The 25,407-nt window shown below is 63.8% G+C and carries 17 protein-coding genes and 1 riboswitch; of the genes, 13 read left to right on the top strand and 4 right to left on the bottom strand.

Annotated elements, in window-relative coordinates:
* Window positions 1–26: 26 nt before the first annotated feature.
* Window positions 27–1,199, bottom strand: coding sequence for a VIT1/CCC1 transporter family protein (locus AC5RU9_RS14760; RefSeq protein ID WP_494017022.1), 1,173 nt, complete (start codon window positions 1,197–1,199; stop codon window positions 27–29).
* Between the two features lie 226 nt (window positions 1,200–1,425).
* Here AC5RU9_RS14760 and AC5RU9_RS14755 point away from each other — a divergent pair, with 226 nt between their 5' ends.
* Entirely contained in the window at window positions 1,426–1,617 is a 192-nt protein-coding gene (locus tag AC5RU9_RS14755) for a hypothetical protein (protein WP_211712919.1), read from the top strand.
* On the opposite strand, the gene AC5RU9_RS14750 is transcribed toward AC5RU9_RS14755, so the two are convergent.
* A complete protein-coding gene (locus tag AC5RU9_RS14750; RefSeq protein WP_494017021.1) occupies window positions 1,614–1,955 on the bottom strand; it encodes a hypothetical protein in 342 nt (113 codons plus the stop codon). The two genes, AC5RU9_RS14755 and AC5RU9_RS14750, sit on opposite strands and share 4 nt — an antisense overlap.
* Window positions 1,956–1,971: 16 nt before the next feature.
* A riboswitch (SAM riboswitch) is annotated at window positions 1,972–2,091 on the bottom strand.
* A 187-nt stretch (window positions 2,092–2,278) separates the two neighbouring features.
* Window positions 2,279–3,820 (bottom strand): sodium:solute symporter family protein, encoded by a 1,542-nt coding sequence (locus AC5RU9_RS14745; RefSeq protein WP_494017020.1) that lies wholly within the window; start codon window positions 3,818–3,820, stop codon window positions 2,279–2,281.
* A gap of 267 nt (window positions 3,821–4,087) precedes the next feature.
* Between AC5RU9_RS14745 and AC5RU9_RS14740 the strand changes: the two genes are divergently transcribed.
* Window positions 4,088–4,663, top strand: coding sequence for a helix-turn-helix domain-containing protein (locus AC5RU9_RS14740; protein WP_235519052.1), 576 nt, complete (start codon window positions 4,088–4,090; stop codon window positions 4,661–4,663).
* Between the two features lie 104 nt (window positions 4,664–4,767).
* Here the strand turns inward: AC5RU9_RS14740 and AC5RU9_RS14735 are convergent, their stop codons facing one another.
* Complete coding sequence (locus AC5RU9_RS14735) at window positions 4,768–6,741, bottom strand: APC family permease (protein WP_494017019.1); 1,974 nt, start codon at window positions 6,739–6,741, stop codon at window positions 4,768–4,770.
* Window positions 6,742–6,957: 216 nt separating this feature from the next.
* On the opposite strand from AC5RU9_RS14735, the gene speB reads away from it, so the two are divergent.
* The 11 genes from speB to AC5RU9_RS14680 all read left to right on the top strand — a co-directional run bounded on the left by speB (window position 6,958) and on the right by AC5RU9_RS14680 (window position 25,336).
* Complete coding sequence (gene speB, locus AC5RU9_RS14730) at window positions 6,958–8,019, top strand: agmatinase (RefSeq protein ID WP_211712925.1); 1,062 nt, start codon at window positions 6,958–6,960, stop codon at window positions 8,017–8,019.
* Window positions 8,016–9,719: a thiamine pyrophosphate-binding protein gene (locus AC5RU9_RS14725; RefSeq protein WP_494017018.1), complete on the top strand. Its 1,704-nt coding sequence runs from the start codon at window positions 8,016–8,018 to the stop codon at window positions 9,717–9,719. Before speB ends, AC5RU9_RS14725 begins: the two co-directional genes overlap by 4 nt.
* A 156-nt stretch (window positions 9,720–9,875) precedes the next feature.
* Window positions 9,876–10,358 (top strand): MarR family winged helix-turn-helix transcriptional regulator, encoded by a 483-nt coding sequence (locus AC5RU9_RS14720; protein ID WP_211712927.1) that lies wholly within the window; start codon window positions 9,876–9,878, stop codon window positions 10,356–10,358.
* A gap of 9 nt (window positions 10,359–10,367) precedes the next feature.
* On the top strand, window positions 10,368–12,407 hold the full coding sequence (locus AC5RU9_RS14715; RefSeq protein ID WP_494017017.1) for an MFS transporter: 2,040 nt from the start codon (window positions 10,368–10,370) through the stop codon (window positions 12,405–12,407).
* A gap of 320 nt (window positions 12,408–12,727) precedes the next feature.
* Entirely contained in the window at window positions 12,728–14,461 is a 1,734-nt protein-coding gene (locus AC5RU9_RS14710; protein ID WP_494017016.1) for an ABC transporter ATP-binding protein, read from the top strand.
* Entirely contained in the window at window positions 14,458–16,536 is a 2,079-nt protein-coding gene (locus tag AC5RU9_RS14705) for an ABC transporter ATP-binding protein (RefSeq protein ID WP_283091496.1), read from the top strand. The genes AC5RU9_RS14710 and AC5RU9_RS14705 overlap by 4 nt, the downstream gene beginning before the upstream one ends.
* 74 nt (window positions 16,537–16,610) lie before the next feature.
* A complete protein-coding gene (locus AC5RU9_RS14700) occupies window positions 16,611–17,030 on the top strand; it encodes an acyl-CoA thioesterase (protein ID WP_494017140.1) in 420 nt (139 codons plus the stop codon).
* Window positions 17,031–17,112: 82 nt separating this feature from the next.
* The gene (locus AC5RU9_RS14695) at window positions 17,113–17,874 is read left to right on the top strand and encodes a copper homeostasis protein CutC (protein ID WP_494017015.1); all 762 of its coding nucleotides are present in this window, start codon (window positions 17,113–17,115) and stop codon (window positions 17,872–17,874) included.
* A 147-nt stretch (window positions 17,875–18,021) separates the two neighbouring features.
* The gene (locus AC5RU9_RS14690) at window positions 18,022–21,090 is read left to right on the top strand and encodes a glycoside hydrolase domain-containing protein (RefSeq protein WP_494017014.1); all 3,069 of its coding nucleotides are present in this window, start codon (window positions 18,022–18,024) and stop codon (window positions 21,088–21,090) included.
* Between the two features lies 1 nt (window position 21,091).
* Window positions 21,092–23,029, top strand: coding sequence for a DUF5107 domain-containing protein (locus tag AC5RU9_RS14685; protein WP_494017013.1), 1,938 nt, complete (start codon window positions 21,092–21,094; stop codon window positions 23,027–23,029).
* Window positions 23,030–23,101: 72 nt separating this feature from the next.
* The gene (locus tag AC5RU9_RS14680; RefSeq protein ID WP_494017012.1) at window positions 23,102–25,336 is read left to right on the top strand and encodes an McrB family protein; all 2,235 of its coding nucleotides are present in this window, start codon (window positions 23,102–23,104) and stop codon (window positions 25,334–25,336) included.
* Window positions 25,337–25,407 lie beyond the last annotated feature (71 nt).

Raw genomic sequence — 25,407 nt, 5'->3', positions numbered from 1 at the left:
CGGGCTGCGGACTGAGCCGTCCAAACTCAGACGATCGCTGCGCCGAAGAGCAATCCCAGTCCATAGGTGGCGGCAGCCGCTCCGAGGCCGATCGCAAGCTGCCGCAGGCCGCGGCTCAGCGGCGACGTTCCGGAAAGCAGGCCGACGACGGCGCCGGTCGCCAACAGCGCGATGCCCACCAGCACACCGGCCACCATCAGGGCAGCCACACCGGTCATGCCAAAGAGGAACGGCAGGATGGGAATGATGGCACCCGAAGCGAAGAAGCAGAAGCTGGACAACGCTGCGCCCCAGGCTGAGCCTACGGATTCGTGCTCGTCCGCTGCCGGCTTTTCGGGTTGCAGGGAGAGGCTGGGATCGCAATCGCAGCTGAACAACCCCATGCGTTCGGCAGCGCGGTGCTCGGCGGCTTCCTGGGTCATCCCCCGGGCCAGGTACACCAGGACCAGTTCGTTGTGCTCAATATCCAGGGACGGCGCAGCGGTGAGCGTGGCCTGTGTCGGGAGGGTGGCGTTGAGCAATTCCCGTTGCGACCGCACCGAGACGTATTCGCCGGCGCCCATGGAGAGGGCTCCGGCCAGCAATCCTGCTACGCCACTCATCAGCACCACGGGGCTGGGCACTCCGGTGGCGGCCATGCCCATGACCAGGGAGAGGTTGCTGACCAGGCCGTCGTTGGCGCCGAAGACTGCGGCGCGGAAGGTGCCGGACAACCTGTTCCGGCCACGGGTGGCAAGCCCGCGGACTACTTCTTCATGGATCTGCTCATCTGCCACCATGGCAGGTGTCGCGGCGGGCTCGGTGCCGTATGGGGAGCGGCCTTCGGCCCGCTGCGCCAACGCGAGCACGAACACCGAGCCGAAGTTGCGGGCCAGGAAACCCAGGAACTGGCTGCGGCCGGACGCCGCCTTGGGCATTCCTGCGTGCTCCCCAAGGAGCTTGAGCCAGTGGGCTTCGTGCCTGCCTTCGGCCTCGGCCAAGGCCAGGAGGATCTGGCGTTCTTCGCCGTCCCGGCGTTGGGCGAGTTCCCGGTAGACGGCGGCTTCGGCCCGTTCGTCTGCCAGGTATTGACGCCAACGCCGGATGTCCGAGGACGTCGGTGCGGTTTGCGGCGCTCCGGCGTTTTGGGGGGCTTCGGTTTCGTGGATGGGGTCCGGAGCGGGGCTCGACGAACCGTGGGATTCCTGGTGCTGTTGCACTTTTTCTCCTGTGCTGGGTGGGGTAGTTGCGGCCCCATTGCACGCCCCACACTACCGCTTATTCCCGGGGTTTTTTGGCTGGTATTCCTCAACCGGAATGTTCGGTGCACCTTAATTTCCGCCCCTTGACCGGTCCGTGGGCCGGTGCTCAGATGGAATGACAGGGGCGGGGTCTCCCGCACGAGGTCATCGGGCCGTTCGCGGCCCATGGGACGGAGGTTGCATCATGAACACCACCGAATCACACGCCAACTACCCGGAGCGGGCAACCGTGGAGTCCGACCCGGCCTACGACTACGCAGAAGACCAGGAAGTGGACGAAGCCTGGGTGGAGGAAGTGGACGCACCGGAGGATGACGAACGGGTGGTCCCGATTGATGAAACCGACGACTTCCGGGAGGAAGACGCAGAGGATTAGGCAGGCTGCTCCGGAAAGGTGAAGTGCCTCGCCAGCCCCCTTGGCTTCCCGACGGCGGCAACGGTCACCGTCAGCGTCCCTGACGCTGCGCACCATTGGGTAGGGCGGACGGCCTGCGCAAGCGCGCGGGCAATCACCTGTGGATCGGGGTGCAGCAATGTCACGCTCTTCGCCCCGGCCAGAAGGGTGACGGTCCCCAGGAAGAGGTCGACGGCGGGTATCACCGCGACCGTGCCGGCTGCGGCTTCGGCGGGGGTACCGGTTGTTTGGGCTGAGGGGGTTTGGGCGCCGGGTGCCTGCGGGTTGAAGGCTTGGCTGCTGTCGGCTTGGTACGGCAAGGTACGTCTCCTTGGGGGAGTGCTCTTGCCCGCTCGGTTGTCTTTGGTCCGGGGCGGGCCGCTTCCTCATCCGAACCACCCGTGAACATGGGGTTGGTGTGTGGCCAGTCGGAGCTTGGCACCACATCTCTTGAAGCTGGCACCACCCTACCGCACGCGCGCCCTCGTTGTTGGGCCTGCTCCGCAGGGTTTGGTGGGGTCTAAGTCTGCAGAGCAGGCCCCACAACGTGTACCTGCCGGGGACACAACAACGGCGACGCTCCCCGACAAGGGGAGCGCCGCCGTCGGGCGTTGCTTTGTTTCTTTTGTCCTGCGCGTTCGGGTTAGTTGGCCCTGTTGGAGCTGACCGGGTGTGCTTCGATCGGCAGTTCGTCGGAGATCGCGCCAGCCACTCGCTTGTCCCAGGCGGCCCGGACTGCGGGGTCAGTGCGCGGCGTGAGGAGCGAAATGACCACGTAAGCGACGAACGAGGCGGCGAGGCCGTAGTAGATGGGTTCGTTGGCGTAGACGCCGTCCTCGCTCGGGATGACTCCGGTTGCGAACATGATCAGCAGGGCCAGTGTCAGCACGGAGCCAACTGCCATGGACCATGCAGCCGCGATGCCTGTTCCGCGCTTCCAGACAAGGCCGCCGAGGATGGCGACCAAGAGGCCACCTACCAGGATGTCGTAGGCGATGGTGAGGGCTACCACCACGTCCTGCGCGGCCATGGAGATCAGGACCGCAACGATGCCCAGGCCCAGGACCCAGTAACGGTTGGCCTTGACGTCGTGCTCGGGGTTTTCCGTGTCATCGGTGTTGATGGTCTTGCCGAACCAGCTGGCCACGAACGGGACGACGTCGGCGCGGGCAACCGTTGCGGCGGCGATCAGCGCGCCGGAGGCGGTGGACATCATGGCGGCGACAGCCGCGGCCATCACCAGGCCACCGATGCCGACGGGGAGGATGTGGGTTGCCACCTCGGCGTACACAACGTCCTTACCGAGGTTTGCGACGTCGATATCCGGCAGTGCCACGCGTGCTGCGAGACCAATGAAGGCGCCGGCGATGCCGTAGAGGATGCAGTAGACACCGGCCGTGGCTCCGCCCCAGCGTGCAACGGTGGGGGTCTTGGCGGTGAAGACGCGCTGCCAGATGTCCTGGCCGATCAGGAGGCCCAAGGTGTAGACGACAAAGTACGTGATGATCGTCTGGGTGCCGATGCCGTCGATCTGGAAGAAGCTGTCTTCGAGGCGCCCACGGATGCCGTCCATGCCGCCGGCAGCGTTCATGACGAACGGAAGCATCAGGAAGAAGATGCCCACAGTCTTGATGATGAACTGCACCTGGTCGGCCAGGGTGATGGACCACATGCCACCGATGGTTGAGTAGACCAGCACGATTGCGCCGCCAACAGCGATTGCCATCCAGCGTTCCCAGTCGAAGAGCACAACGAAGATGGTGGCGTAGGCACCGGTAGATGTAGCGCACAGCATCAGCGTGTACGCGAGCATCACGATTCCGGACGTCTGGGTGGCCTTGCTGCCGTAGCGGAGGCTGAGCATCTGGGAGACGGTGTAGATCTTCAGGCGTTGGATGGTGCCGGCGAAGAGCAGGCTGAGCAGCAGCACACCGGCGCCGATGGCAACGACCAGCCACATGCCGGAAATGCCGAATTTGTAGCCCAGGCCGACGCCGCCGACGGTGGATGCGCCACCGAGGACCACCGCGGCCATGGTGCCTGTGTAAAGGAAGGGGCCAAGGCGGCGGCCGGCCACCAGGAAGTCGCTGTTGTTCTTGGTGCGGGACTTGCCCCACCAGCCGAACGCCAGCATGGCGAGCAGGTACACCACCACGATTGCGATGTTAATAGCCGAAGATTCCATGAACGGTCCTTGGAGCTGATGCACGGAGGTTGGGGATTTCGACGATACTCCTGCGAAGGGTCGAAGTCTCCGTGCTGACGATTGGAGATTGGGGGAGGTGTTGTATGCCTCACAGACAACACTTGTTGCCTCTGAGGATATGTTGTGATCGGAGTAACAGTCAAGATGCTTACGACATGCTTCCGTCGTTTCTGGCTACTGTTTTGCGCGATCCGGCTACTATTGCTCCAATGACAGGGCCACATGACAGGCCTGAAAGGTTCGTGAATGAAGGCTCTCCCCGTTGAACCAAGCAACGTTCCTGTTGCCATCGGTTCCAGAATCCGCGCAGCCCGGCAAGCGCAGCGCCTCACCATCGAGCAAGTGGCGGATGCTACAGGTCTCACCAAAGGGTTCCTTAGCCGTGTGGAGCGGGACCTGACATCGCCGTCGGTCGCGTCCCTGGTCACCCTGTGCCAGGTTCTGTCCGTCTCCGTAGGGGATTTGTTCGCGGCGCCGGAAACCCACCTGACAAAGCGCGACGACGGCCCCCGCATCTCCCTGGGTGGCCAAGGAATAGTGGAACGCCTGTTGACTGCGCGCTCCGAGCGCCGCCTGCAGATCCTGCAGGCCACCATCGAACCCCGCGGCCGCGGCGAGAACGAGCTGTACGCGGTGGATTGCGATGTGGATGTCCTGCATGTGGTCAAGGGCCGGATCAAACTCATCCTGACCAATGAGGAATACGACCTCGCAGAAGGCGATACGCTCTCCTTCCCGGGCCGGGAACCCCACACCTGGATCAACCCCACGGACGAAACCGTCGAAGTGCTCTGGGTGCTGGTCCCGGCCGCGAGCCGGTAGTTCTTCCCTCCGCGAGATGACAGTTAATGCCCATGTTTGTCGTAAACATGGGCATTATCTGTAGTTTGGGGGAGCCGGGGGCGGCCCCGCGCTGGGGAGACCGGCTAGCCCACGTGGACCCAGGGCCGGCGGGTGATGTCCGGTTCCGCTTCCCGCAGCACTTCCCGGGTGACCGGCGCGATTTCGCCCTCGCCGAAGAACAGGAACCTGCTCAGGTTGGAGATCGGGTTTCCCTCGGTCCAGCGGAAGTAGATGTGCGGCATGAAGCCGGTGACGTCGCGGATGTGCAGCAAAACCGCGGCCAGGGTATTGGGCACGTTGTTACTGTGCACTTCCAGGATCTTGAAGCCGTGCCTCTCCTTGCCCACCACCTGCAGTTCCTGCTCAAAGTCGGAGCTGTCGTCCACGATGATCTCAATGAACACTGCGTCGCAGTCCACGGGAAGGTGGTTTGCCTGCTGGGCGTGCTGGAGCTTCTCCTTGTAACGGCTGGCGCTCAGGTGCTTGGGCTCGTGGGCGATGATCCGGACCGGACCCTCGGCGTGGTTCGCCGTGAACTCCAACGCTTTCTCATCCAGTTTGATGTGCGTGGCCCGTAGTTCGAACGCGCGGCGCATGCGGGAGATGAAGCTGACCACCATGATGCCCAGGATGAAGAGGGCTGCGATTTTCAGGCCGTCCGGTCGTTCGATGGAGTTGACCACTGTGGTGTAGACGAAGACCAGGGAGATGATGCCGAAGCCGATGAACTGGGCCCGCTGCTTCTTGCGCCGTGCCGAAAGGGTCACCGCGATGGAAGCGGAAGTAATCAGGACCAGGACGCCGGTGGCATATGCCCCACCCTGGGCGTTGACGTCGGCCTGGAAAATGATGGTCACAATGAAGGCGATCACGGTGAAGACCAGGACCAGCGGGCGAAGGGCCCGTGCCCATGCGGGAGCCATTCCGTAGCGGGGAAGGTAGCGCGGGACGAGGTTGAGCAAGCCTGCCATGGCGGATGCGCCGGCGAACCAGAGGATCGCGATGGTGCTGATGTCGTAGACCGTTCCGAAGCCGTCGCCAAGGAACTTGTGGGCGAGGTAGGCAAGTGCGCGGCCTTCGGCTTTGCCCCCGGCTTCGAATTCGGCCGCCGGGATAAGCATCACCGTAGTGAAACTGGAGGTAATCAGGAATGAGCTCATGATGATGGCTGCGGTGGTCAGGAGCCGATGGGCGCCCTTGATCCGTCCGGCGGGATTGGCTTCAGTATCGGATGGGTGACCCTTGATCTGCGGCATGACGGCTACCCCGGTCTCGAAGCCGGACAGGCCCAGGGCGAGCCGCGGGAAGACCAGGAGCGCCAGGGCAACCATCATGATGGGGTCGCCGTGCGACGTTGTCAGTGCTGTCCACCAGTCGGTGATGACGTGTGCCTCGGTGAAGACGTGCCCCAGGGAAATGGTGATCACTACCAGGTTCAGTGCCAGGAACGCGGCTACCAGGACGACGGCGACGTTAATGGCCTCTTTGAAGCCGCGAAGGAAGACCACGCCCAAACCTGCAATCAGTGCCAAGGTGATGACGACGTGTTGCCCCTCAAGGAAGTCCGGGGCGAACGGGTTTTCGATGAGGTGGGCCGTGGCGTCGGCCGCGGACAGGGTGATGGTGATCATGAAGTCGGTAGCAGCGAAGCCCAGGAGCGCCAGGACGAAGAGCTTGCCGCTCCAGCGGGGGAGGAGGCGCTCCAGCATGGCAATGGAACCTTCACCGCGGGGGCTTTCCTTCGCCACCCTCCGGTATACGGGCAGGGCGCCGGCCAAGGTTGCGACAACCAGGAGCAGCGTTGCCAGCGGAGAGAGCAGGCCTGCCGCCAACGCGGCGATGGCGGGCTGATAGCCAAGCGTGGAGAAGTAGTCCAGGCCGGTGAGGCACATGACCTTCCACCAGGCCTGCGGCTTGTGCGACTCCGAGGGGCGGCCGTGGGGGCCTTGCCGCTTGCCTGAGGTGTCCGGCATTCCTTCCAGCAGCCAGGGTTTGAGCTTGAAGGAATCTTTTGGCCGGTTGGCCGGATCGGCCGGAGGCCTCGACAGGGTGGTCACGGTGTCCTTTCGCGCAGCACGGTGCTGCTCCCGGTCGAGCGTAGGACCGCCTTCGACGCCGGCACCCCCGTTTTTATGGAATCTTTACGCCCGCTGTGATGGGCGTCTCACGTCTTCCGAAAGTTGTAAACAACTGATGCTTATTAGGCAACTTCGAGTGTATGATGGGTGTCACAGTCACTGATTCACCCCCGATCCACTAAGGAGTGGCGCATTTTGGAAGAGCTCCGTATTGAGGCCAACGGCAACCTTGGCCCCATCGATTCGTCCCGCATCCCGCGCTATGCCGGTGCCGCCACCTATGCCCGCCTGCCCCGCCTTGACCAGGTCGCCAAGGCTGACGTCACTGTTGTGGGCGTTCCCTTCGACTCAGGCGTCTCGTACCGCCCGGGCGCGCGCTTCGGCGCCAACCACGTTCGTGAGGCCAGCCGCCTGCTGCGCCCCTACAACCCTGCGTGGGATGTCAGCCCGTTTGAAAACATCCAGGTCGCCGACGCTGGCGACATGGCCGTGAACCCCTTCAACATCAACGAGGCCATCGAGACCATTCAGCAGAACGCCCTGGACCTCACCGCCAACGGCAGCAAGCTGGTTACCCTCGGTGGCGACCACACCATTGCCCTGCCGCTGCTTCGCGCCGCGGCCGAGCGCGCCGGCGAACCCATCGCCATGCTCCACTTCGACGCACACCTGGATACCTGGGACACGTACTTCGGCGCGGAGTACACCCACGGCACCCCGTTCCGCCGTGCCGTGGAAGAGGGCATCCTGGACACGGAAGCCATTAGCCACGTGGGTACCCGCGGTCCGCTTTACGGCAAGAAGGACCTCGACGACGACCACCGCTTCGGGTTCGGAATCGTCACCTCCGCGGACGTCTACTACCAGGGCGTCCTGGAAACGGTCGCGAAGATTCGTGACCGCATCGGCAACCGTCCCCTGTACATCTCCGTGGACATTGACGTCCTGGATCCCGCGCACGCACCTGGCACCGGCACTCCCGAGGCCGGCGGGATCAGCAGCCGTGAACTCCTCGAAATCATCCGGGGTTTCCGCGGAATGAACCTTGTTGGCGCGGACATCGTCGAAGTTGCTCCCGCCTACGACCATGCGGAGATCACCGGTGTTGCCGGCAGCCACGTCGCCTACGAGCTCGTCACCCTGATGGCAGACAACGCCGTCGAAGGCGATCGGCTGGGCGCCCCCAACGGCTACGCGCAGCAGGCACTCGGCGCCCGCATCGAGGAACTCGCAAAAGCCTCGGGAGACCAGCGATGATCGATTTCGATCCGGGCACGGCAGCCCCCACCAAGGGGACCAACCAGCGCAATGGCGGGGACCTCGTCGTCGAGACCCTCGAGGCGCTGGGTGCGAAGACTGTTTTCGGTATCCCGGGCCAGCATGCGCTGGGCCTCTTTGACGCCATGGGCCGCGGCAACCTGCATTTCGTTTCCTCCCGGGTGGAGAACAACTCGGCGTTCGCCGCTGACGGTTATTCCCGCGCCACGGGTGAGGTGGGTGTGCTGTTCCTGTCTACGGGTCCGGGCGCGCTGACGTCCCTTGCCGGCCTCCAGGAGGCATACGCCACGGGTGTTCCCATGGTTGTTGTTGCCAGCCAGATCCCGCTCGACGGCCTGGGCGCACGCCGCAAAGGCATGCTGCACCAGCTCGATGACCAGAAGGCTTCGGCCGCGAACGTCACCAAGAGCCAGCGCCTGATCCAGCACGCTTCCGGCATTCCGTCGGCCATCCAGGACGCCTGGACCGAGGCGAGTTCCTCGCCGCAGGGTCCGGTGTGGATCGAGATCCCGCAGAACGTCCTGCTCGATCCCATCATGGTCCCGCCGGTGGAAGACGCCCTGGCCGAAGCCTTCGACAACCCGCCTCGCGTCGAGCTGATCCGGGAAGCCGTGAAGTGGCTTTCGACGGCGGAACGTCCGGCGATCATCGCAGGCGGCGGTACCCGCCGTGGCCGGGCCGAGAAATCGTTGCTGTCCATCGCCGAGCAGCTGCGGGCCCCGGTCATCTGTACTCCCGGCGGCAACGGTGCCTTCCCTTGGACCCACGAGCTGTCCCTGCAGTCCTGGATCGAGGACCGGTACATGACCGATGTCCTGGAAGACGCCGATGTCCTGATCGTGATCGGCTCCTCCCTGGGTGAAGTGACCTCCAACTACTTCACCTTCGAACCGCGCGGCCGCATCATCCAGATCGACGCCGAACCACGCGTCCTGGAGTCCAACCGTCCTGGTTTGGGTATCCGCGCCGACGCCGGACAGGCACTCGCCGCGCTGGACGAAGCGCTCGCAGCAGCGGGAGCGGCGGATGCAGCACGGCGGGATTGGCACGGAATCAGCCCGGAAGACGTGGTCAAAGAGTCCCTGGCAAAGGTCAAGGCACGGTTGGAATCCCAGGACCTGGCCAAGGAACTGAAGTTCATGTCGGACATCCGCGAGGCTGTGCCGGCTGACATGCAGACGTTCTGGGACATGACCATCTCCGCATACTGGGGCTGGAGCTGCTGGGACGCCCGGCAGGGCCAGTTCCACTCAGCGCAGGGCGCGGGCGGCCTCGGTTACGGGTTCCCGGCCGCCATCGGTGGAGCAGTCGGCTTGGAAACCACGGGTAAACCCAGCAGGGTACTCGCCGTGTCCGGTGACGGTTCATCCATGTACTCCATCTCCGAGCTCGCCACCGCGAAGCAGCACAACGTCCCGGTTACCTGGTTGATCGTGGACGACGGCGGCTACGGCATCCTCCGTGAATACATGGTGGGTGCCTTCGGGCAGGCCACGGCCACCGAGCTTGCCCGTCCGGACTTCGTGAAGTTGGCCGAGTCCTTCGGCGTCCCGGCCCGTCGGGTAGCCCCCGAGGAAGTGGGGGACGCGCTTAAGGCGTCCTTCGAAGCGGACGGACCCAACGTCGTCGTGGTTGAGACGTTGCTGAAGATGTTCGGCCCCACCCACCTGGACGACTAGAAACGCCAAGCAATCAGCCCCCGCACAGAACCTGTGCGGGGGCTGATTGCGTTGTGGGGTGACGCCGCGACCTCCAGCCGCCCTCATCATTAGTTTCCCAAAGCAATCAATATGGGTTATAGTTGCTTTAGGCAAACAAAAAAGGGGTGTGTCTCCATGTCCGTCGGTTCTGCCACCGCAACCGATCTTGTTCATCAAATCTTCGACCTCCAACGAACACTGCGTTGCGTGGTGACCGCCCACATGGCCCGCGTTCCCGACGTCGGAATGGCGGTCCAGGGTGTCATGCGGTTCATCGGCGAGGGGGAGGCCCGCGCAACGCACCTCGCTTCGCGCTTAGGGGTCAGCGCTCCGGTCCTGAGCCGGCACATCGCGGAGCTCGAAGAGCTCGGCTTTGTGGTCCGTCGTCCGGATCCGGCTGACGGCAGGGCGCAACTCCTGGCCCTCACCGAAAAGGGTGCAGCCAAGCTGCACGAATTCGAAGAACAACGCAGCGTGAGACTGCGGGATTACCTGGCGGATTGGAGCGAGGCTGACGCCCTCGAGGCCTCCCAGGTGATCAACAAACTCACGGAGTCCCTCAAGGACTCAATCCGGGCAACGGCGGCCGGCTCCATCACAACAAACCAGACAGCTTAGGAGCCCGGAATGGCTAAACCAACACAAACCCCGACGGCGGTGGGCGCCGTAGCAAATGCTGCCGCGCCCATGACGCACCGGCAGATCATGGAAGCCCTGACCGGCCTCCTCGCGGCTTTCTTCACGGCGATCCTCAGCAGCACGATCGTCGCCAACGCACTGCCAACCATCATGTCCGAGCTCAAGGGCACCCAGACCGACTTCGCGTGGGTCATCACGGCAGCGCTCCTGGCGAACGCCGCCACCACGCCCATCTGGGGCAAGCTCGCTGACCTCTTCGACAAGAAGCTCCTGGTCCAGTTGAGCATCATCATCTTCGTGGCGGGCTCGGTCATGGCCGGCCTGTCCGAGACCATCCCGCTGCTGCTGACCGCACGCGTCATCCAAGGTATTGCGATGGGTGGCCTGACCGCCCTGGCGCAGGCGATCATCGGCTCCATGATCCCGCCGCGCGACCGCGGAAAGTACTCCGGTTACATGGGTGCTGTCATGGCAGTCGGCACCGCCGGCGGCCCGCTGCTGGGTGGCTTCATTGTTGACAGCCCGCTCGGCTGGCGCTGGACGTTCTTCGTCTGTGTTCCCTTGGCCGTTGTGGCACTCATCCTCCTCCAGATCACCCTCAAGATTGAGCACATCAAGCGCCCCGCCAAGATCGACTGGCTCGGTTCCATCCTCCTCACCTCGGGCGTCAGCCTGCTGCTGATCTGGGTTTCCTTCGCCGGCAACCCGGACTACTACGACTGGTTCTCCTGGCAGTCCGCGCTCATGGTCGGAGGCGGCGTAGCCTTGCTTGCCCTCCTGGTGTTCGTGGAAACCAAGGTTGCCCAGCCGATCATCCCGCTGAAGATCATCTCCGAGCGCACCACCGCACTGGCCATCGTTGCGTCGATCGCCGTCGGTATCGCCATGTTCGGTTCCTCCACCTTCCTGGGCCAGTACTTCCAGGTGGCCCGCGGCGCCACGCCTACCGAGGCCGGCCTGCTGACGTTGCCCATGATCGCGGGCAACCTTATTGGTTCGGTAGCATCGGGTATCCTGATCAGCCGCTTTGGTAAGTGGAAGCGGTTCCTGATCGCAGGTTCGGTGCTGCTCATCGGTGGTCTGGCCTTCGCCGGCACCATGGACCACACCACGGAACTGTGGATCGTTGCCATCTACACCGGCGTGTTCGGCCTCGGCTTGGGCATGCTGATGCAGAACCTGGTGCTGGCCGTACAGAACACCGTCCAGGCCAAGGACATCGGAACGGCCAGCGCTTCGGTGGCGTTCTTCCGGTCGGTGGGTGGCGCGATCGGCGTCTCCGTCCTCGGTGCCATCATGTCCAACCACGTGAAGGACCTTGCCGTGGAAGGAATGGCCGCTGCTGGCATTCCCGTCCAGGGTGGCGGGTCCGGAGCCAGCATGGACCTGGCCGATATGCCTGCTCCCATCGCCGAGATCATGCGCGCTGCCTACGGTGACGCAACCGCACAGATCTTCCTTATTTCCGCGATCATCAGTGTGGTGGCCCTCCTGGCCGTGCTGTTCATCAAGGAACGCCCACTGCGCCGCACGGTTGATGCCGCTCCCGAAAAGGAACTGATCGCCACGGCTTCCGGCGACGCCGGAATGTCCCTGGACACCTCGTCCCTGGACGCGGTAAAGACCGACGACGGCGGCAGCGGCCTGGGTGCCGAACGCCCGGCTGGTGGGGCGGAACGCCAGATTCCGAAGCAGGATTCCGGATCCGACCTGGACCTGGAGTTTGCCCGGATCCTCACCCAGGAACGGCCCCACGCCGCTGGTGACGTCAAGGAAGTCCAGGAGCAGCTGTCCCGGACGCAGTACGTCCTGGCCGAACAGCAATTGCAGCTCAGCCGCGCCAACGTTGAACTCCAGGCACGCTTGCGGGAGCAGCAAGCGATCGCGCAGCAACAGGCCACCACGGCCGAAGAGCTGGCAGCCATCCGCAAGGAGCTCAAGCGCGAACGCAGGCAACAGGAACGCATGGCACTGCTGCTTCTCCAGGGCGCTGAAGCCCGTGCGGACCACGGCAAGCACGCAGGCTAACGACTCATAGATCCGGCTCTTGTTCGTACCCCCACGGCGTAGTTCGCGGGGTGTAGCGAACAAGGGCCGGAGCAAGGGCGCCGACTGGGATTCCAGCCGGCGCTTTTGCATGTGTGGTCCTGCCCAACTGGTCTCCACTGGTCCCACTGCGGCGTGTCTGCGCCTCCGCGACACGGGAAATACTCCGCTGGGATGATCTTTTCCGTAGGTTGTTTCGCCGCAGCAAAGGATTTCGTACAGTGGGGAGGCTAATACTGTCAGCCCTTGCTGCCAAACTTCTTCTTATCTCATTCACGCACTCTTTCTAAGGACCCGTGGGCATGCTTGTCACCCTTATACGGCGCTATTCCAAGCCGTATTTGCCGCAGATAGTGGCCGTGCTGTTCTTTCAGCTGGCGTCCACCATTGCCACGCTCTACCTCCCCAGCCTCAACGCCAAGATCATCGATGAGGGTGTTTCCCGCGGGGACACCGACTTCATCTGGCAAACCGGCGCCCTCATGCTCGCGGTGGCCCTCGGCCAGGTGCTCGCTGCCATCATCGCCGTCTACTTTGGTGCCCGGGTTGCCATGGCCATCGGCCGCGACCTTCGCCGCAGCGTCTACCGCCAGGTCAGCAGTTTCTCCGCACAGGACGTCAACCGGTTCGGTGCCCCTACGCTGATTACCCGCGGCACTAACGACGTCCAGCAAGTCCAGATGCTGGTGCTCATGGGCCTGAACTTCATGGTTTCGACGCCCATTATGTGTGTTGGCGGCATCATCATGGCACTCCGCGAGGACCTCAGCCTCTCCTGGCTTGTCTGGGTCTCAGTTCCGGTCCTCGTCGCAGTAGTGGGCTACCTGGTGGTCCGCCTGATGCCCTTGTTCCGCTCCATGCAGACCAAGATCGACGCCATCAACGGCGTGCTCCGCGAGCAGATCATCGGCATCCGCGTGGTGCGTGCCTTCGTACGTGAGCCCCACGAGGCCAAACGCTTCGGTGATGCCAACGACGAATTGACGGCAGTGTCCGTGAAGATCGGCAACCTGTTCGTCCTGATGTTCCCGGCCATCGGGATGATCCTGCACCTCTCCACGGCAGCTGTGCTGTGGTTCGGTGGCCAGCGCGTGGACTCCGGCGACATGCAGGTCGGTGCGCTCACGGCGTTCCTCCAGTACCTGCTCCAGATCCTCATGGCCGTCATGATGGGTACCTTCATGGCCATGATGATTCCGCGTGCCTCCGTCTGCGCCGACCGCATCGGCGAGGTGCTCGACGTCGAGCCTTCCATCCACAACCCCACCTCCCCGGTGGTGCCTGCTGAGAAGAAGGGACGTGTCGAGTTCCGCGACGTCACCTTCAAGTACCCCGGCGCTGAGGCACCCGTGCTGAGCAACATTTCCTTCACCGCAGAGCCGGGTAAGACCCTGGCCATCATTGGTTCCACTGGCGCCGGCAAGACCACCCTGGTTTCGCTGCTTCCGCGGCTTTACGACGTCGCTTCGGGTGACGTACTGCTCGACGGCGTACCCGTCACCCAGATGGATGCCTCGGAGATCACCAGCCGGGTCTCGGCTGTTCCGCAGAAGCCGTATCTGTTCTCCGGCACCATCGAGCACAACCTTCGTTTCGGCAAGCCGGAAGCAACCGACGAGGAACTGTGGGAGGCGCTGGAAACCGCGCAGGCCAAGGGCTTTGTCGAGGAGAAGTCGTCCGGCTTGAACCGGCGCATCGCGCAAGGCGGAACCAACGTGTCCGGCGGGCAGCGCCAGCGACTGTCGATTGCCAGGGCATTGGTCACCAAACCGAACGTCTACCTGTTCGATGATTCGTTCTCGGCCCTGGACGTTGCCACCGATGCCAGGCTCCGGAAGGCGCTGAAGGCCAAGACGAGGGACGCCACGGTCATCATCGTGGCCCAGCGCGTCTCCACCATCGCAGACGCCGACGAGATCCTGGTCCTGGACAACGGCCGGATCGTGGACCGCGGAACGCACGACGAACTGCTGGAAACGTCCCCCACGTACCAGGAAATCGTTGAATCCCAGCTGAGCGTGGAGGAAGTGGCATGAGCGAGCAGAACCAGCAGAAGAAGCGCGGCTGGGCTGCCAAGGCAGAAGCCGCGAAGAACGCCAAGGCGACAGCCGAGGCCGAGGTCGCAACCGAAATGCTCGAGGACGAAGACTTCGTTGAGGAGGAATACGTCCCTACAGAGGCTGACGGCGGCATGTTCGGCGACGTTCCGGCGAAGAAGGCCAAGGCGTTCTGGCCGTCGGCCAAGCGGCTTATGGGCCTGCTGAAACCCGAGAGTGTCGGCGTGTACATCGTGATCGGCCTGGTGGTGGTCTCGGTGGTCCTCAACGTCATCGCCCCCAAGGTCCTCGGCAGTGCCATGGATGTCATCTTCGGTGGCGTCTTGGGCAAACAGGTTCCCCAGGGTGTCTCGCAGGAACAGTTCGTAGAGCTCATGCGCCAGCAAGGCCAGAACAACTATGCGGACATGGTCTCCAAGATGCACCTCACCAACGGCATCGATTTTCCCAAGTTGACGTTCCTGATCTCGATCGTTCTCTTGATGTACTTCGTAGCCAACATCTTCCTGTGGGCACAGGGCTGGTTGCTCAACAGGATCGTCATGCGGGTCATCAAGAAGCTCCGCAACGATGTCCAGGCCAAGCTCAACAGGCTCCCGTTGAACTACTTCGACACCCGCCAGCGTGGCGACATCCTGTCCCGCGTGACCAACGACGTCGACAACGTCCAGCAAGGTCTGCAGCAGGCCTTCTCCCAGCTGGTCAGCTCCGTGCTCACCGTGCTGGGCATCACGGTCATGATGTTCATCGTTTCCTGGGAATTGGCGCTGATCGCGTTGATCGCACTGCCTCTTTCCGGCATCCTGGCAGGCGTCATCGGTGCCCGTAGCCAGAAACTCTTCGCGGCACAGTGGAAGAACACCGGCGCTTTGAACGGCCAGATCGAGGAATCGTTCTCCGGCCACGACCTCGTGAAGGTATTCGGCCGCGACGCAGACATGCTGGAGCGCTTCGATGAGAAGAACGATGAACTCTACAAGGCATCATTCGGCGCCCAGTTCGTCTCCGGCGTGATCTTCCCGGCCATGAACTTTGTGTCCTACCTGTCCTACGTTGGCATCGCCGTAGTGGGCGGCCTGCGGGTCGCGTCGGGTTCAATGAGCCTGGGTGACGCCACCGCCTTTATCCAGTACTCGCGCGAATTCACCCAGCCCCTCGGCCAGATCGCCGGTATGGCCAACATGCTGCAGTCCGGCGTTGCCTCTGCCGAGCGGGTCTTCGAGTTCCTCGATGCCGATGAAGAAATCGAAGAGACCGGCACACGCCATCTGCCCGCCAAGACCGACGGCCACGTTGAGTTCGAGCACGTCTCGTTCAGCTATGTGGAGGATAAGCCACTGATCGAGGACCTCTCGTTCAGCGCTGAGCCAGGGCATACGGTAGCGATCGTCGGACCAACAGGTGCGGGCAAGACCACCCTGGTCAACCTCGTCATGCGTTTCTACGAGCTCAACGCCGGCCGCATCACCCTGGACGGCGTGGACATCAAGGACCTCAGCCGCGCGGAGCTGCGATCCAAGGTGGGCATGGTGCTTCAGGATGCCTGGCTTTTCGGTGGAACCATCTACGACAACATCAAGTACGGCAAGCTGGACGCCACGGAGGACCAGATCATGGAGGCGGCCAAGGCCACCTACGTGGACCGGTTCGTGCGTGCGCTGCCTGACGGCTACCAAACGATCATCGACGAAGAAGGCAGCAACGTCAGTGCCGGTGAGAAGCAGCTCATCACCATCGCCCGTGCCTTCGTCTCCGATCCTTCGTTGCTCATCCTGGACGAAGCCACCAGTTCCGTGGATACCCGTACGGAGCTGTTGCTGCAGAAGGCCATGGCGGCCCTGCGCACGGACCGGACGAGCTTCGTTATTGCGCACCGGCTCTCCACCATCCGCGACGCCGATACCATCCTGGTCATGGAGAACGGCAAGATCGTGGAACAAGGCAACCACGCACACCTGCTCACACTGCAGGGCGCGTACTACCGGTTGTACATGTCGCAGTTCGCAGGTGAGCAAGAGACCGCGGTGGACGATTCGACGGCGGTGCACAGCTGAGCAACGAATCGCTGACTACCGGAGTGGCTGCACTGGCTTCCGCCACGCCCCAGCGCATTGAGGTCCTTGTGCCCATGCGTTGGGGCGACATGGACGTCTACGGACATATCAACAACGTCCAGATCGTGCGCATGCTCGAGGAAGCCCGCATCGCAGCCTTCGGGCCACCCCGTGGGGCGGGACTCCCTGGGGTGGAACCACCGGCGGCTCTTTTCAACGATGTTGACGAGGGCACCATGACCCTGGTCGTCGAACACAAAGTCCGCTACGTCCGGACGCTGGAATACCGCAACATCCCGGCTGTCGTTGAGATCTGGGTGGGTGCCGTCAAAGGTGCCAGCTTCGATCTGCACTACGTCATCAAGGACCCGGTCACCCGGGAGGATTGCGTCAAAGCCAGCACGCACCTGGCCTTCGTTGCTGAAGCCACCGGCCGCGTCCTCCGGCTCACTCCGAAGCAAAAGGAACAGCTGGGCCGCTACCAGGCTTCCTGACGTCAAGTGCGCGTGCGGCCCCTGGGATGCTTTCCCGGGGGCCGTTCGCGTAGACAAACCCGAGGGCACGTAGAGTTTCAGCATGAAACTTGAAATAGCCGTGGTGAGTGCTGCAGGAGCCGGGATTGCCGCATCGGAAGGCGCCGACCGCATCGAACTGTGCAGCAGCCTGGAACTCTGTGGCATCACGCCCAGCCAGGGCCTCATGGAAGCCAGCATGGAGCACGTCGACGGCCGCTTGGAAATCCATCCGCTGATTCGTTGCAGGCCCGGCGATTTCCGGTATTCCGCGTCGGACGTGGACACCATGGTGCATGAGATCCGGCACCTGCTGGCCCAGGGCGCACACGGGGTTGTAGTGGGGGCCCTCACTGGATCGGGCGAACTGGATGTCCGCACCCTGCAACGCTTGGCGGACTCTGCCAAGGACGCCAACCAGGACGCCCAACTGACGTTCCACCGGGCCATAGACCAGTCCAAGGACCCGCTGGCCGCTGTGGAGCAACTCCTCGAACTGGGATTCACCCGGGTCCTCACCTCAGGTCATGAGGCCACTGCAGGAGCAGGGCTGCCCACTCTGGCCACCATGGCAGAACGAGCCGGAGCCGCCTTGCAGATCATGGCCGGTGGGGGACTTGCGCTCGATGACATCCCTGCGATGCACAGGGCAGGCCTTTCGGCTGTCCACTTGTCAGCCAAGAAGATCGTCTCAACGCTCGGGGAGGGAACCATTTCCCTCGGCGCGCAGGACGGTAACGATCCCACGGCCTACACCGTCACCGATCGCGAAACCGTTCGGGCTGCCAGAGCGATCGTCAACGCACTGAATTTGGGCGATGCCTGAGTAGACCTCTCGTACAGCCCAACGGCGGACGAATTCCAGTGAGTACGCATCGTAATGACCCTTTACAGAGGTCGACGCACCGCCAATGATTGAAGGATTCACCAACGTGGTGAAAAGCCCCGGAAGCTACCTTCAGGAGTCCCAGCGATGCCGCTGCCCTCGCCGGTTTCACCGGCCCTTGCCCACCCCCTTCCATCTGCCAGGAACAGTCCCGGACATCCGGAGGTGGAGTGTGGCATCGGGGAGTGGGACAAACTGCTGTACGGAAACCACCGCTTCGTCATCGAAGTCAACACAACCCAAGCCCAGCCAGGAGTAGGACGGGCGCACGTTGTGGTGCTGCCGTGGCGCCGACAGGACCATGAGCCGGCAGCCGTGGAAGTCATTGTTGTCTCGGCGCAATCCGGGGGAAGGGTCAGGAACCTCACGGTGGAACAGGCCACGAGGGAGTCGGGAACCCTCGTGTTCGAAGCCATCGACGGAGCTGGCATCTACTTCGTCTACTATCTGCCGTACGCAATGCTGGGGAAGGCCCACTATCCCCAGGCGCAGTACCTCCCGCTCCGGCCGGCCGCGGACCCAGCGTGGGCGGCCGCCGTCGGACGTTCTTCCTGGGCACCTGCAGCGCCGGAACATGAGCTGCCCCGCGCGGAAGTTCTGCGCTATGAGGCCGCCAGTGACCGGGACTCCTTCGCGCCGATGAATTTCACCGCCACCGCAACCGAACTGGAAGCACTCCACGCCCGGCATTCGGGAGAGGCCTTCCTGGTATTCCCCGAGGACCGACTGAACCCCGTCTCCATGCGGACGGACCTGCCGGCCCACTGGGTGATCAACGGCCCATCGGACTCGTTCCATGCGACGGCCCAGCCAGGCGAGGACTACGTGGTGCAGCTCGGGCTGTATGCGCAGCAGGACCTGGAAGGGATCTCCGTGGAGGTCACGGCACGCTCGGGTGGGCACTGCATCAACACCGACGGCATGGACCGCCTGGGCCGGCCGTGGCATAGGAGCCTGGACGTTCCTTCGGGGACGGTGCGGGCCCTGTTCGTTATCCTGCCCATCCCGCGGCACGCTGCCGGGACCACGCACTATGCGTCGATCACCATCACCGCAACGGGTCACCCAGCGCGGAATGTCGACGTCGAGCTTGATGTCCTCCCGGCGGAAGAGGCGGACCCGGTAGTCAGTGCGGGCGGCCACGGCGACCCCCGCTACCTCCGACGCCTCGCTTGGCTCGATTCGGCTGTGGCCCAGGACGCCGAGCTCGTGGCGCCGTTCACCGCCATATCGCTGAACGAATCAGCCAGTACTCTCGGGATCCTGGGCAGGACGCTGCGGCTGACGGAATCGGGCCTTCCGTCCCAGGTGACGTCAACGTTCACCGCCGCTGTGACGTCAACCGAAGGTCCCGCCGTCGAGCTTCTCAGTGCGCCCATCCAGTTGGACGTGGACGGCGTGGAGTGGACGCATTCGCCGATCATGTTCAAGCGGGAAGGCCCGGCCCGGGTCTCGTGGCGGTCCCAGTGGACCGGTCACGCGGGCCAAACCACTGCCATTTCACTCGGGTTGGAGGGCGTTCTCGACGCCGATGGAACAGTTACGTACAGCCTGCGCCTCGCGCCCGAGTCGACTTTCGCGGCGGACGACGTCGGCCTGCAACTGGTGTTCCATCAGGCTGCGGTTCCGTTCGCGATGGGCTTGGGCGTGCCGGGTGGGCGTCGGCCTGAAACCATCGACTGGACGTGGGACGTCGCAACGAGGAACCAGGATTCGCTGTGGCTGGGTGGGGTGAACGCCGGGATCCAGCTGGCTTTGCGGGACGGCAGCTACGAGCGTCCCCTCAACACCAATTTCTACCGGGAAAAGCCGTTGGTGGAGCCGGCGTCGTGGGCCAACCGGCAGGGCAGCACAGTTGGGGGCGGGGTCACGCTGCGGACTGCTGGAGAGGATGTCGTGGTCCGCGCATCAAGTGGCGCCCGGACGTTGGAAGCGGGCAAGCCACTGGACTTCGACTTCAGGCTCCTGCTGACACCGTTCAAACCGATCCAGCCCGGAAAGCACATGGGCAAGCGATATTTCCACGAACCGGCCAACCCGTCGGACATCAAAGCTGCCGGCGCCACGGTGGTCAACATCCACCACGCAACAGCACCGGCGCCCTACATCAACGACCCCCTGCTCAGCTCCGAGCGGCTGAGGAAGTATGTGGCTGCTTGCCATCAGAACGGGCTCAAAGCCAAAATCTACAACACCGTCCGGGAGCTCACGTTCCACAGCCCGGAGCTGCTGCCGTTGCTGCAACTCGACCATGAGATCTTCAGCGACGGCCCGGGGGCAGGTCACATCTGGCTTCAGGAACACGCCGGCAGCGGCTACGTGTCCGCGTGGTTCGCACCGAATGTGGAGGACATCGCAGTGGTGACCACAGGCGAGTCCCGGTGGGAGAACTTCTACGTGCGCAGCCTGCAGGAACTGGCCAAGGGAGATGACGGGATCGACGGTATCTACCTGGATGACATCGCCTACGACCGGCATGCGATGGTGCGCGTGCGCAAGGTCCTCGAGAGGGCCTGCGCGACGCGGGGTGTAGTTGGACCGGAGATCGACCTCCACTCGGCCAACCAGTTCACAGCGCATGACGGGTACGCGTCGTCGGCCAATCTGTATATGGAGCAGCTGCCCTATGTGGACAGGCTATGGCTGGGGGAGTACTTCGACTACGACAACACCGACCCCGACTACTGGTTGGTGGAACTGTCCGGCATTCCCTTTGGCCTCATGGGCGAAATGCTGGAAGGCGGGGGCAACCCATGGCGTGGCATGGTGTTCGGCATGACGGGCCGGGCTCCTGCCGTCGATAACCGCCCACTTTGGGAGTTCTGGGCAGCGAACGGCCTGGAGGGCGCGGAGATGCGGGGATTCTGGGACCCGCAATCACCCGTCCGCACAAGCCATCCGGACGTCCTGGCCACCACCTGGCTCACGGAGCGCGGAATGGTTGTGGCGCTCGCATCATGGGCCGGTCAAACTGAGGACGTGACGTTGATATTCGACGACGCTGCCGTCACCGCCGGGGGCCACGGTGCTGCCGCCACCGGCCGTCGCATGGAAGCGCCCGCGATCCGCGGCTTCCAGCCAGCCGCGGAGTACGCCCCCGGCCAATCACTAACCATCGAGCCCCAGCGCGGCCTCCTTCTCTGGATCGGATTCTGACGTGGCACACACAGCAACTTCCAACCTGACCGTCACCACCATCTCGCTGACCATGGCCGAGCTCGGCCCCCTGAACCCCCTGCCTGTGGTCGCAGCCGAACTGGACCAGCCCTACACCGTGGGTGAGGGAGTCCCGGAGGAACTCCAAGCGTCAGCCCGCTACGGCGTGGTGCCCAACGTTTACCCGTACCTGATGCAGGACGGCTACAGCCGGGACGCGGCGCCCAAGGAGCTGCCCGCCGTCGTGCTTGAAAACAGCAAACTGAGGGTGACGGTCCTTCCGTCGCTGGGCGGCCGCATCTGGGAACTGTTCGACAAAGCAACCGGCAAGCAGTTGCTCCACACCCACGACGCCCCGCAGTTGGCCAACATCGCGCTGCGCAAGGCATGGTTCGCGGGCGGACTGGAATGGAACATCGGCACGCGCGGACACTCGCCCACCAGCTGCGACCCGCTGCACACGGCGATCGTCCACACACCCGACGGCAAGCACATCCTTCGCATGTGGGAGTACGAACGGCTGCGCGAAATGGTGTTCCAAGTGGACATTTGGCTTCCTGAGGACTCGTCCGTGGTGTTCGCGGCCGTCCGGCTCCGAAACCCGAACGACCACGACGTCCCCATGTACTGGTGGAGCAACGCGGCCATCCCCGAGACCGACCGAACCCGCGTCATCGCCCCGGCAGACGAAGCTTTCGGCAGCGACTACACCACGGACATCACCCGCGTCACGCCCACCAGCCACGAAGGCTACGACGGAACCTGGCTGGTCAACAGCCCGCACGCAGCTGACTTCTTCTTCGACATCGACCCCGGCGAGCGCCGCTGGGTGGTAGCGGCAGACGACGACGGCGACGGGCTGGCGATGCTGTCCACGGGCCTCCTGCGGGGAAAGAAACTGTTCGTGTGGGGCCAGGGCCAGGGCGGCAAACGGTGGCAGGAATGGCTCAGCCCCGGAGCAGGTCCTTACGCGGAAATCCAAGCGGGCCTGGCGCAGACACAGTTCGAACACCTGGTGATGCCCGCTGGCGCGGAGTGGGCCTGGGTGGAGGCATACGGCAACGGGCATCTGGACCCGGAAGCTTCGCACGGCGCGGACTGGGGCGCTGCCGTGGCCGATGCGGGCGCCCGCCTGGAAGAGCTGCTGCCCCATGATGATCTTGAGGCCATGCTCCCGGCAGCCATCACGAATGCCGACGTACCACCGTCGAAAATGCTCCTGCACGGCAGCGGCTGGGGTGTGGTGGAACGTGCCCGGCGGCTGAAGGGCGGCAGGCGCTGGATCGATGAAAGCGGGACCCCGTTCGTGGACGAGAGCGTCACGGAGGAACAGGAACCCTGGCTTGGGCTTCTTCACGGAGAAGCGTTCGACGGCGCCCCCAGTTACGTTGCCGGGCCGGATTGGGAAGAGATGCTGGCAGGGCAACACAACCCCGAGGCGGAGTTCCACCTGGCAACAATGAGGCACGCACGCCAGGACCTTGAAGGCGCCAAGGAAGGGTACCGGAAAGTCCTCGAGGCCAAGGGTGTCCGGAGGCGCACCAAGGCGCTCGCGCACCGTGGGCTTGGCCTGGCCCTGCTCGCGGCCGGCCGCGATGAGGAGGGGCTCTCCGAACTGCGGGACGGGGTGGAAACCGATTCCTCCGCCACTGCCTTGCTCTCGGAGGCCGTGACCCTGAGTATCCGGCACGGCGATCCCACCATGGCCCTGGATTTGGCGGAGTCGGCACCCAAGGAGGGGGCCGCCGTCGGGCGTTTGACGTTCCTCAAAGCCCTGGCACTTGCCAGGGGCGGCCACGGCGCGGAGGCTGCCGCGATACTGCGGAACGGCGTCGAAATCCCGGACCTCCGCGAGGGCGAAGACGCGATTGCCGCGCTGTGGGAGGAAGTGTGTCCGGGCGAACCCGTACCGGCGGCCTACCAGTTCGGCATGCACTGACGGGAGCCCCGGCCTGCGCTGCGAGGCTGTGGATATCCAGATGCTTGCTTAAGCCAAACAGGGTAAGTTGGCATGGTGATTCCCTCCGTAGAACCTGCCATTGACCGCGCCCCCGGAGTCTCCAAGGAGATCGAGGACGCGGCCTGGTATGTGCTCGGTCCGGCGCTGAAGGGGAGACCTTCGGCGCTGGACGGACGGACATTGACGTGGACATCGGACGCTGCCGCGGAGCTCCTTGAACGGCTTGAACGCGGGGTGGAAGACTCCAAGGCGCCCATGATGACCAACCTGCGCCAAAACCTTGAAGGTGCCTCCCGGGAGGCCAAGCTCCTGGCCGTTGAATTGCTGTTCCTGCAGTCCCTGCCCCTCGCCCACGAGGTCAAGTCCCTGAGGGTGAAGCGTGCACGCGTTGCTGAGGCAGCATCGTGGGTTGAGCCGCCCATAGAGCTCCCGGAGGAACTCTACGAGGGCATGACGGACCACGGCGTGATCCGTGACCGGACCGCGGAATTCAACTGGACCATCTGGGACCACCTCAAATGGCTGTGCCGTTTCGTGGCCCACGTGGACGGCCAAAGCACCGCAACCATCAGCCAGGCGCTCGCGGACCCCCTGGCCTTCCACGAACTTGCCGCCGGTACACCCGGAGACCAGCCCGCCCTGCGCCGAAGCATCGAGTATCTGGTGTGGCCAAGCTACTTCGAGCCTGTGGTTGCGGACGTTGAACGCCAGGAGATCAGGGATGCTTTCGCGTCGTTGGTAGGCGGGGCCAAGGGCGACACGGACGAGGACATTACCGCGGACATCCACCGGATCCGCTTGCACTTGGACGAGCAGGCCGGGCAACGCATCGACTGGTACGCCCGCCAGCTGGTGAGCCAGTGGCGGAAGGTAGGGGACCCGGGGCGCCGTTCCTGGCTCCTGCGCACGCACCATGACAATGCCGACCTGCTGGCTTCATGGGTTGCCGAAGAAAAGGCCACCCTCGACGTGGAGCACCTGCGCACCCTCACCGCGGGAGTTACCGCCGGCGTGGTCCAGCATGCCGTGGATGAGGATTACAAGCATCTCGGCTACGTTGAACGGGAAGACACCAAGACGGCAGTCTTCGCGTTCCTGACAGTCATGAAGCCGGGCGACCTCACGCTCTACCAGCACGCGGGCCGGGTGCGGGTGGGCGTGGTTCTCGGCGAGCCTGAGCACCACGAGGACAACCGGCGCATCCGCCGCAAAGTCCGCTGGTTCGATGACAGCTACGCCATCCCTGAGCTTCCACGGCACGCTCAGCGGCAGCTCTCCACGCCCGGCATCCTCGTGGATGTCACCCGGGTCATCCAGGCCCTGCAGGAACTGCTCCCGGTGGAAGCCGAAACCGACGGCGAGGACGAAGCGCCGCCAACCGCCGTCGTCGAGGTTGTCCAGCAAGGTTTCCGTCCCCTGACGGAAGAGTTCGCGGCGTCCCTGCACATGGACCTCGAACCCCTGCAGGAGATCGCGGAACTGCTCGAAGAGAACCGGCAACTGGTCCTGTACGGTCCGCCAGGCACGGGCAAGACCTACCTTGCCAAGCATCTCGCGGCCGAGCTCGCAGGCGACCACACGGACGAGCGCGTGAAGCTGGTCCAGTTCCACCCTTCATACGCCTATGAGGACTTCTTCGAGGGCTACCGGCCCGACAAGACCGACGACGGCCAGGTTTCCTTCAAACTCGTCGCCGGACCATTGCGGCGCCTCGCGGAGGAAGCGGCCAAGCCCGAAAACGCGCACAAGCCGTACTTCCTGATCATCGACGAGATGAACCGAGCCAACCTGGCCAAGGTCTTCGGCGAGCTCTACTTCCTGCTGGAGTATAGGGACGACCGCATCTACCTGCAGTACAGTCCCAACGAGCCCTTCAGTTTGCCTGACAACCTCTACATCATCGGCACCATGAACACGGCGGACCGTTCAATCGCCATGATGGACGCTGCCATTCGCCGCCGTTTCGCGTTCATCGAACTGCACCCCAAAGAGGAACCCATCCGGGGCACGCTGCGCCGCTTCCTGGAAGCACGCGGCCTGGATACGCTCAACGCGGACCTCCTCGACGCGCTCAATGACGCGATTGACGATTGGGACCGGGACCTCATGATCGGGCCGTCGTATTTCATGAAGAACGCAGCCCAGAATCCCACGGGCCTGCGCCGCATCTGGAAGTACGAGCTTATGCCGTTGCTGGAGGAGCACTACCACGGGCAGCTGAACCGGGCACAGTTGGAAGAACGCTTCGGCCTGGAACAGTTGCTGGGACGTCTTGCAGCCCGCTAGCGCCATCCCGCCGAAGCCCGGCCGGGCTCCTGCGAGTGCCCGCCGCGGACCATCGGGTCCACGGCACATTG

Source organism: Arthrobacter sp. B0316-5-4 (genome assembly GCF_059090325.1).
The sequence above is the reverse complement of the archived record's forward strand: the minus strand, read 5'-3'. Positions and strand labels throughout refer to the sequence as shown.

Bases quoted from the DNA above. Each gene is read 5' to 3' on its own strand.
- AC5RU9_RS14755 (WP_211712919.1), top strand. From the start codon at position 1,426: ATGAACACCACCGAATCACACGCCAACTACCCGGAGCGGGCAACCGTG.
- AC5RU9_RS14745 (WP_494017020.1), bottom strand. From the start codon at position 3,820: ATGGAATCTTCGGCTATTAACATCGCAATCGTGGTGGTGTACCTGCTC.
- AC5RU9_RS14740 (WP_235519052.1), top strand. From the start codon at position 4,088: ATGAAGGCTCTCCCCGTTGAACCAAGCAACGTTCCTGTTGCCATCGGT.
- AC5RU9_RS14725 (WP_494017018.1), top strand. From the start codon at position 8,016: ATGATCGATTTCGATCCGGGCACGGCAGCCCCCACCAAGGGGACCAAC.
- AC5RU9_RS14720 (WP_211712927.1), top strand. From the start codon at position 9,876: ATGTCCGTCGGTTCTGCCACCGCAACCGATCTTGTTCATCAAATCTTC.
- AC5RU9_RS14715 (WP_494017017.1), top strand. From the start codon at position 10,368: ATGGCTAAACCAACACAAACCCCGACGGCGGTGGGCGCCGTAGCAAAT.
- AC5RU9_RS14710 (WP_494017016.1), top strand. From the start codon at position 12,728: ATGCTTGTCACCCTTATACGGCGCTATTCCAAGCCGTATTTGCCGCAG.
- AC5RU9_RS14705 (WP_283091496.1), top strand. From the start codon at position 14,458: ATGAGCGAGCAGAACCAGCAGAAGAAGCGCGGCTGGGCTGCCAAGGCA.
- AC5RU9_RS14700 (WP_494017140.1), top strand. From the start codon at position 16,611: ATGCGTTGGGGCGACATGGACGTCTACGGACATATCAACAACGTCCAG.
- AC5RU9_RS14695 (WP_494017015.1), top strand. From the start codon at position 17,113: ATGAAACTTGAAATAGCCGTGGTGAGTGCTGCAGGAGCCGGGATTGCC.
- AC5RU9_RS14690 (WP_494017014.1), top strand. From the start codon at position 18,022: ATGCCGCTGCCCTCGCCGGTTTCACCGGCCCTTGCCCACCCCCTTCCA.
- AC5RU9_RS14680 (WP_494017012.1), top strand. From the start codon at position 23,102: ATGGTGATTCCCTCCGTAGAACCTGCCATTGACCGCGCCCCCGGAGTC.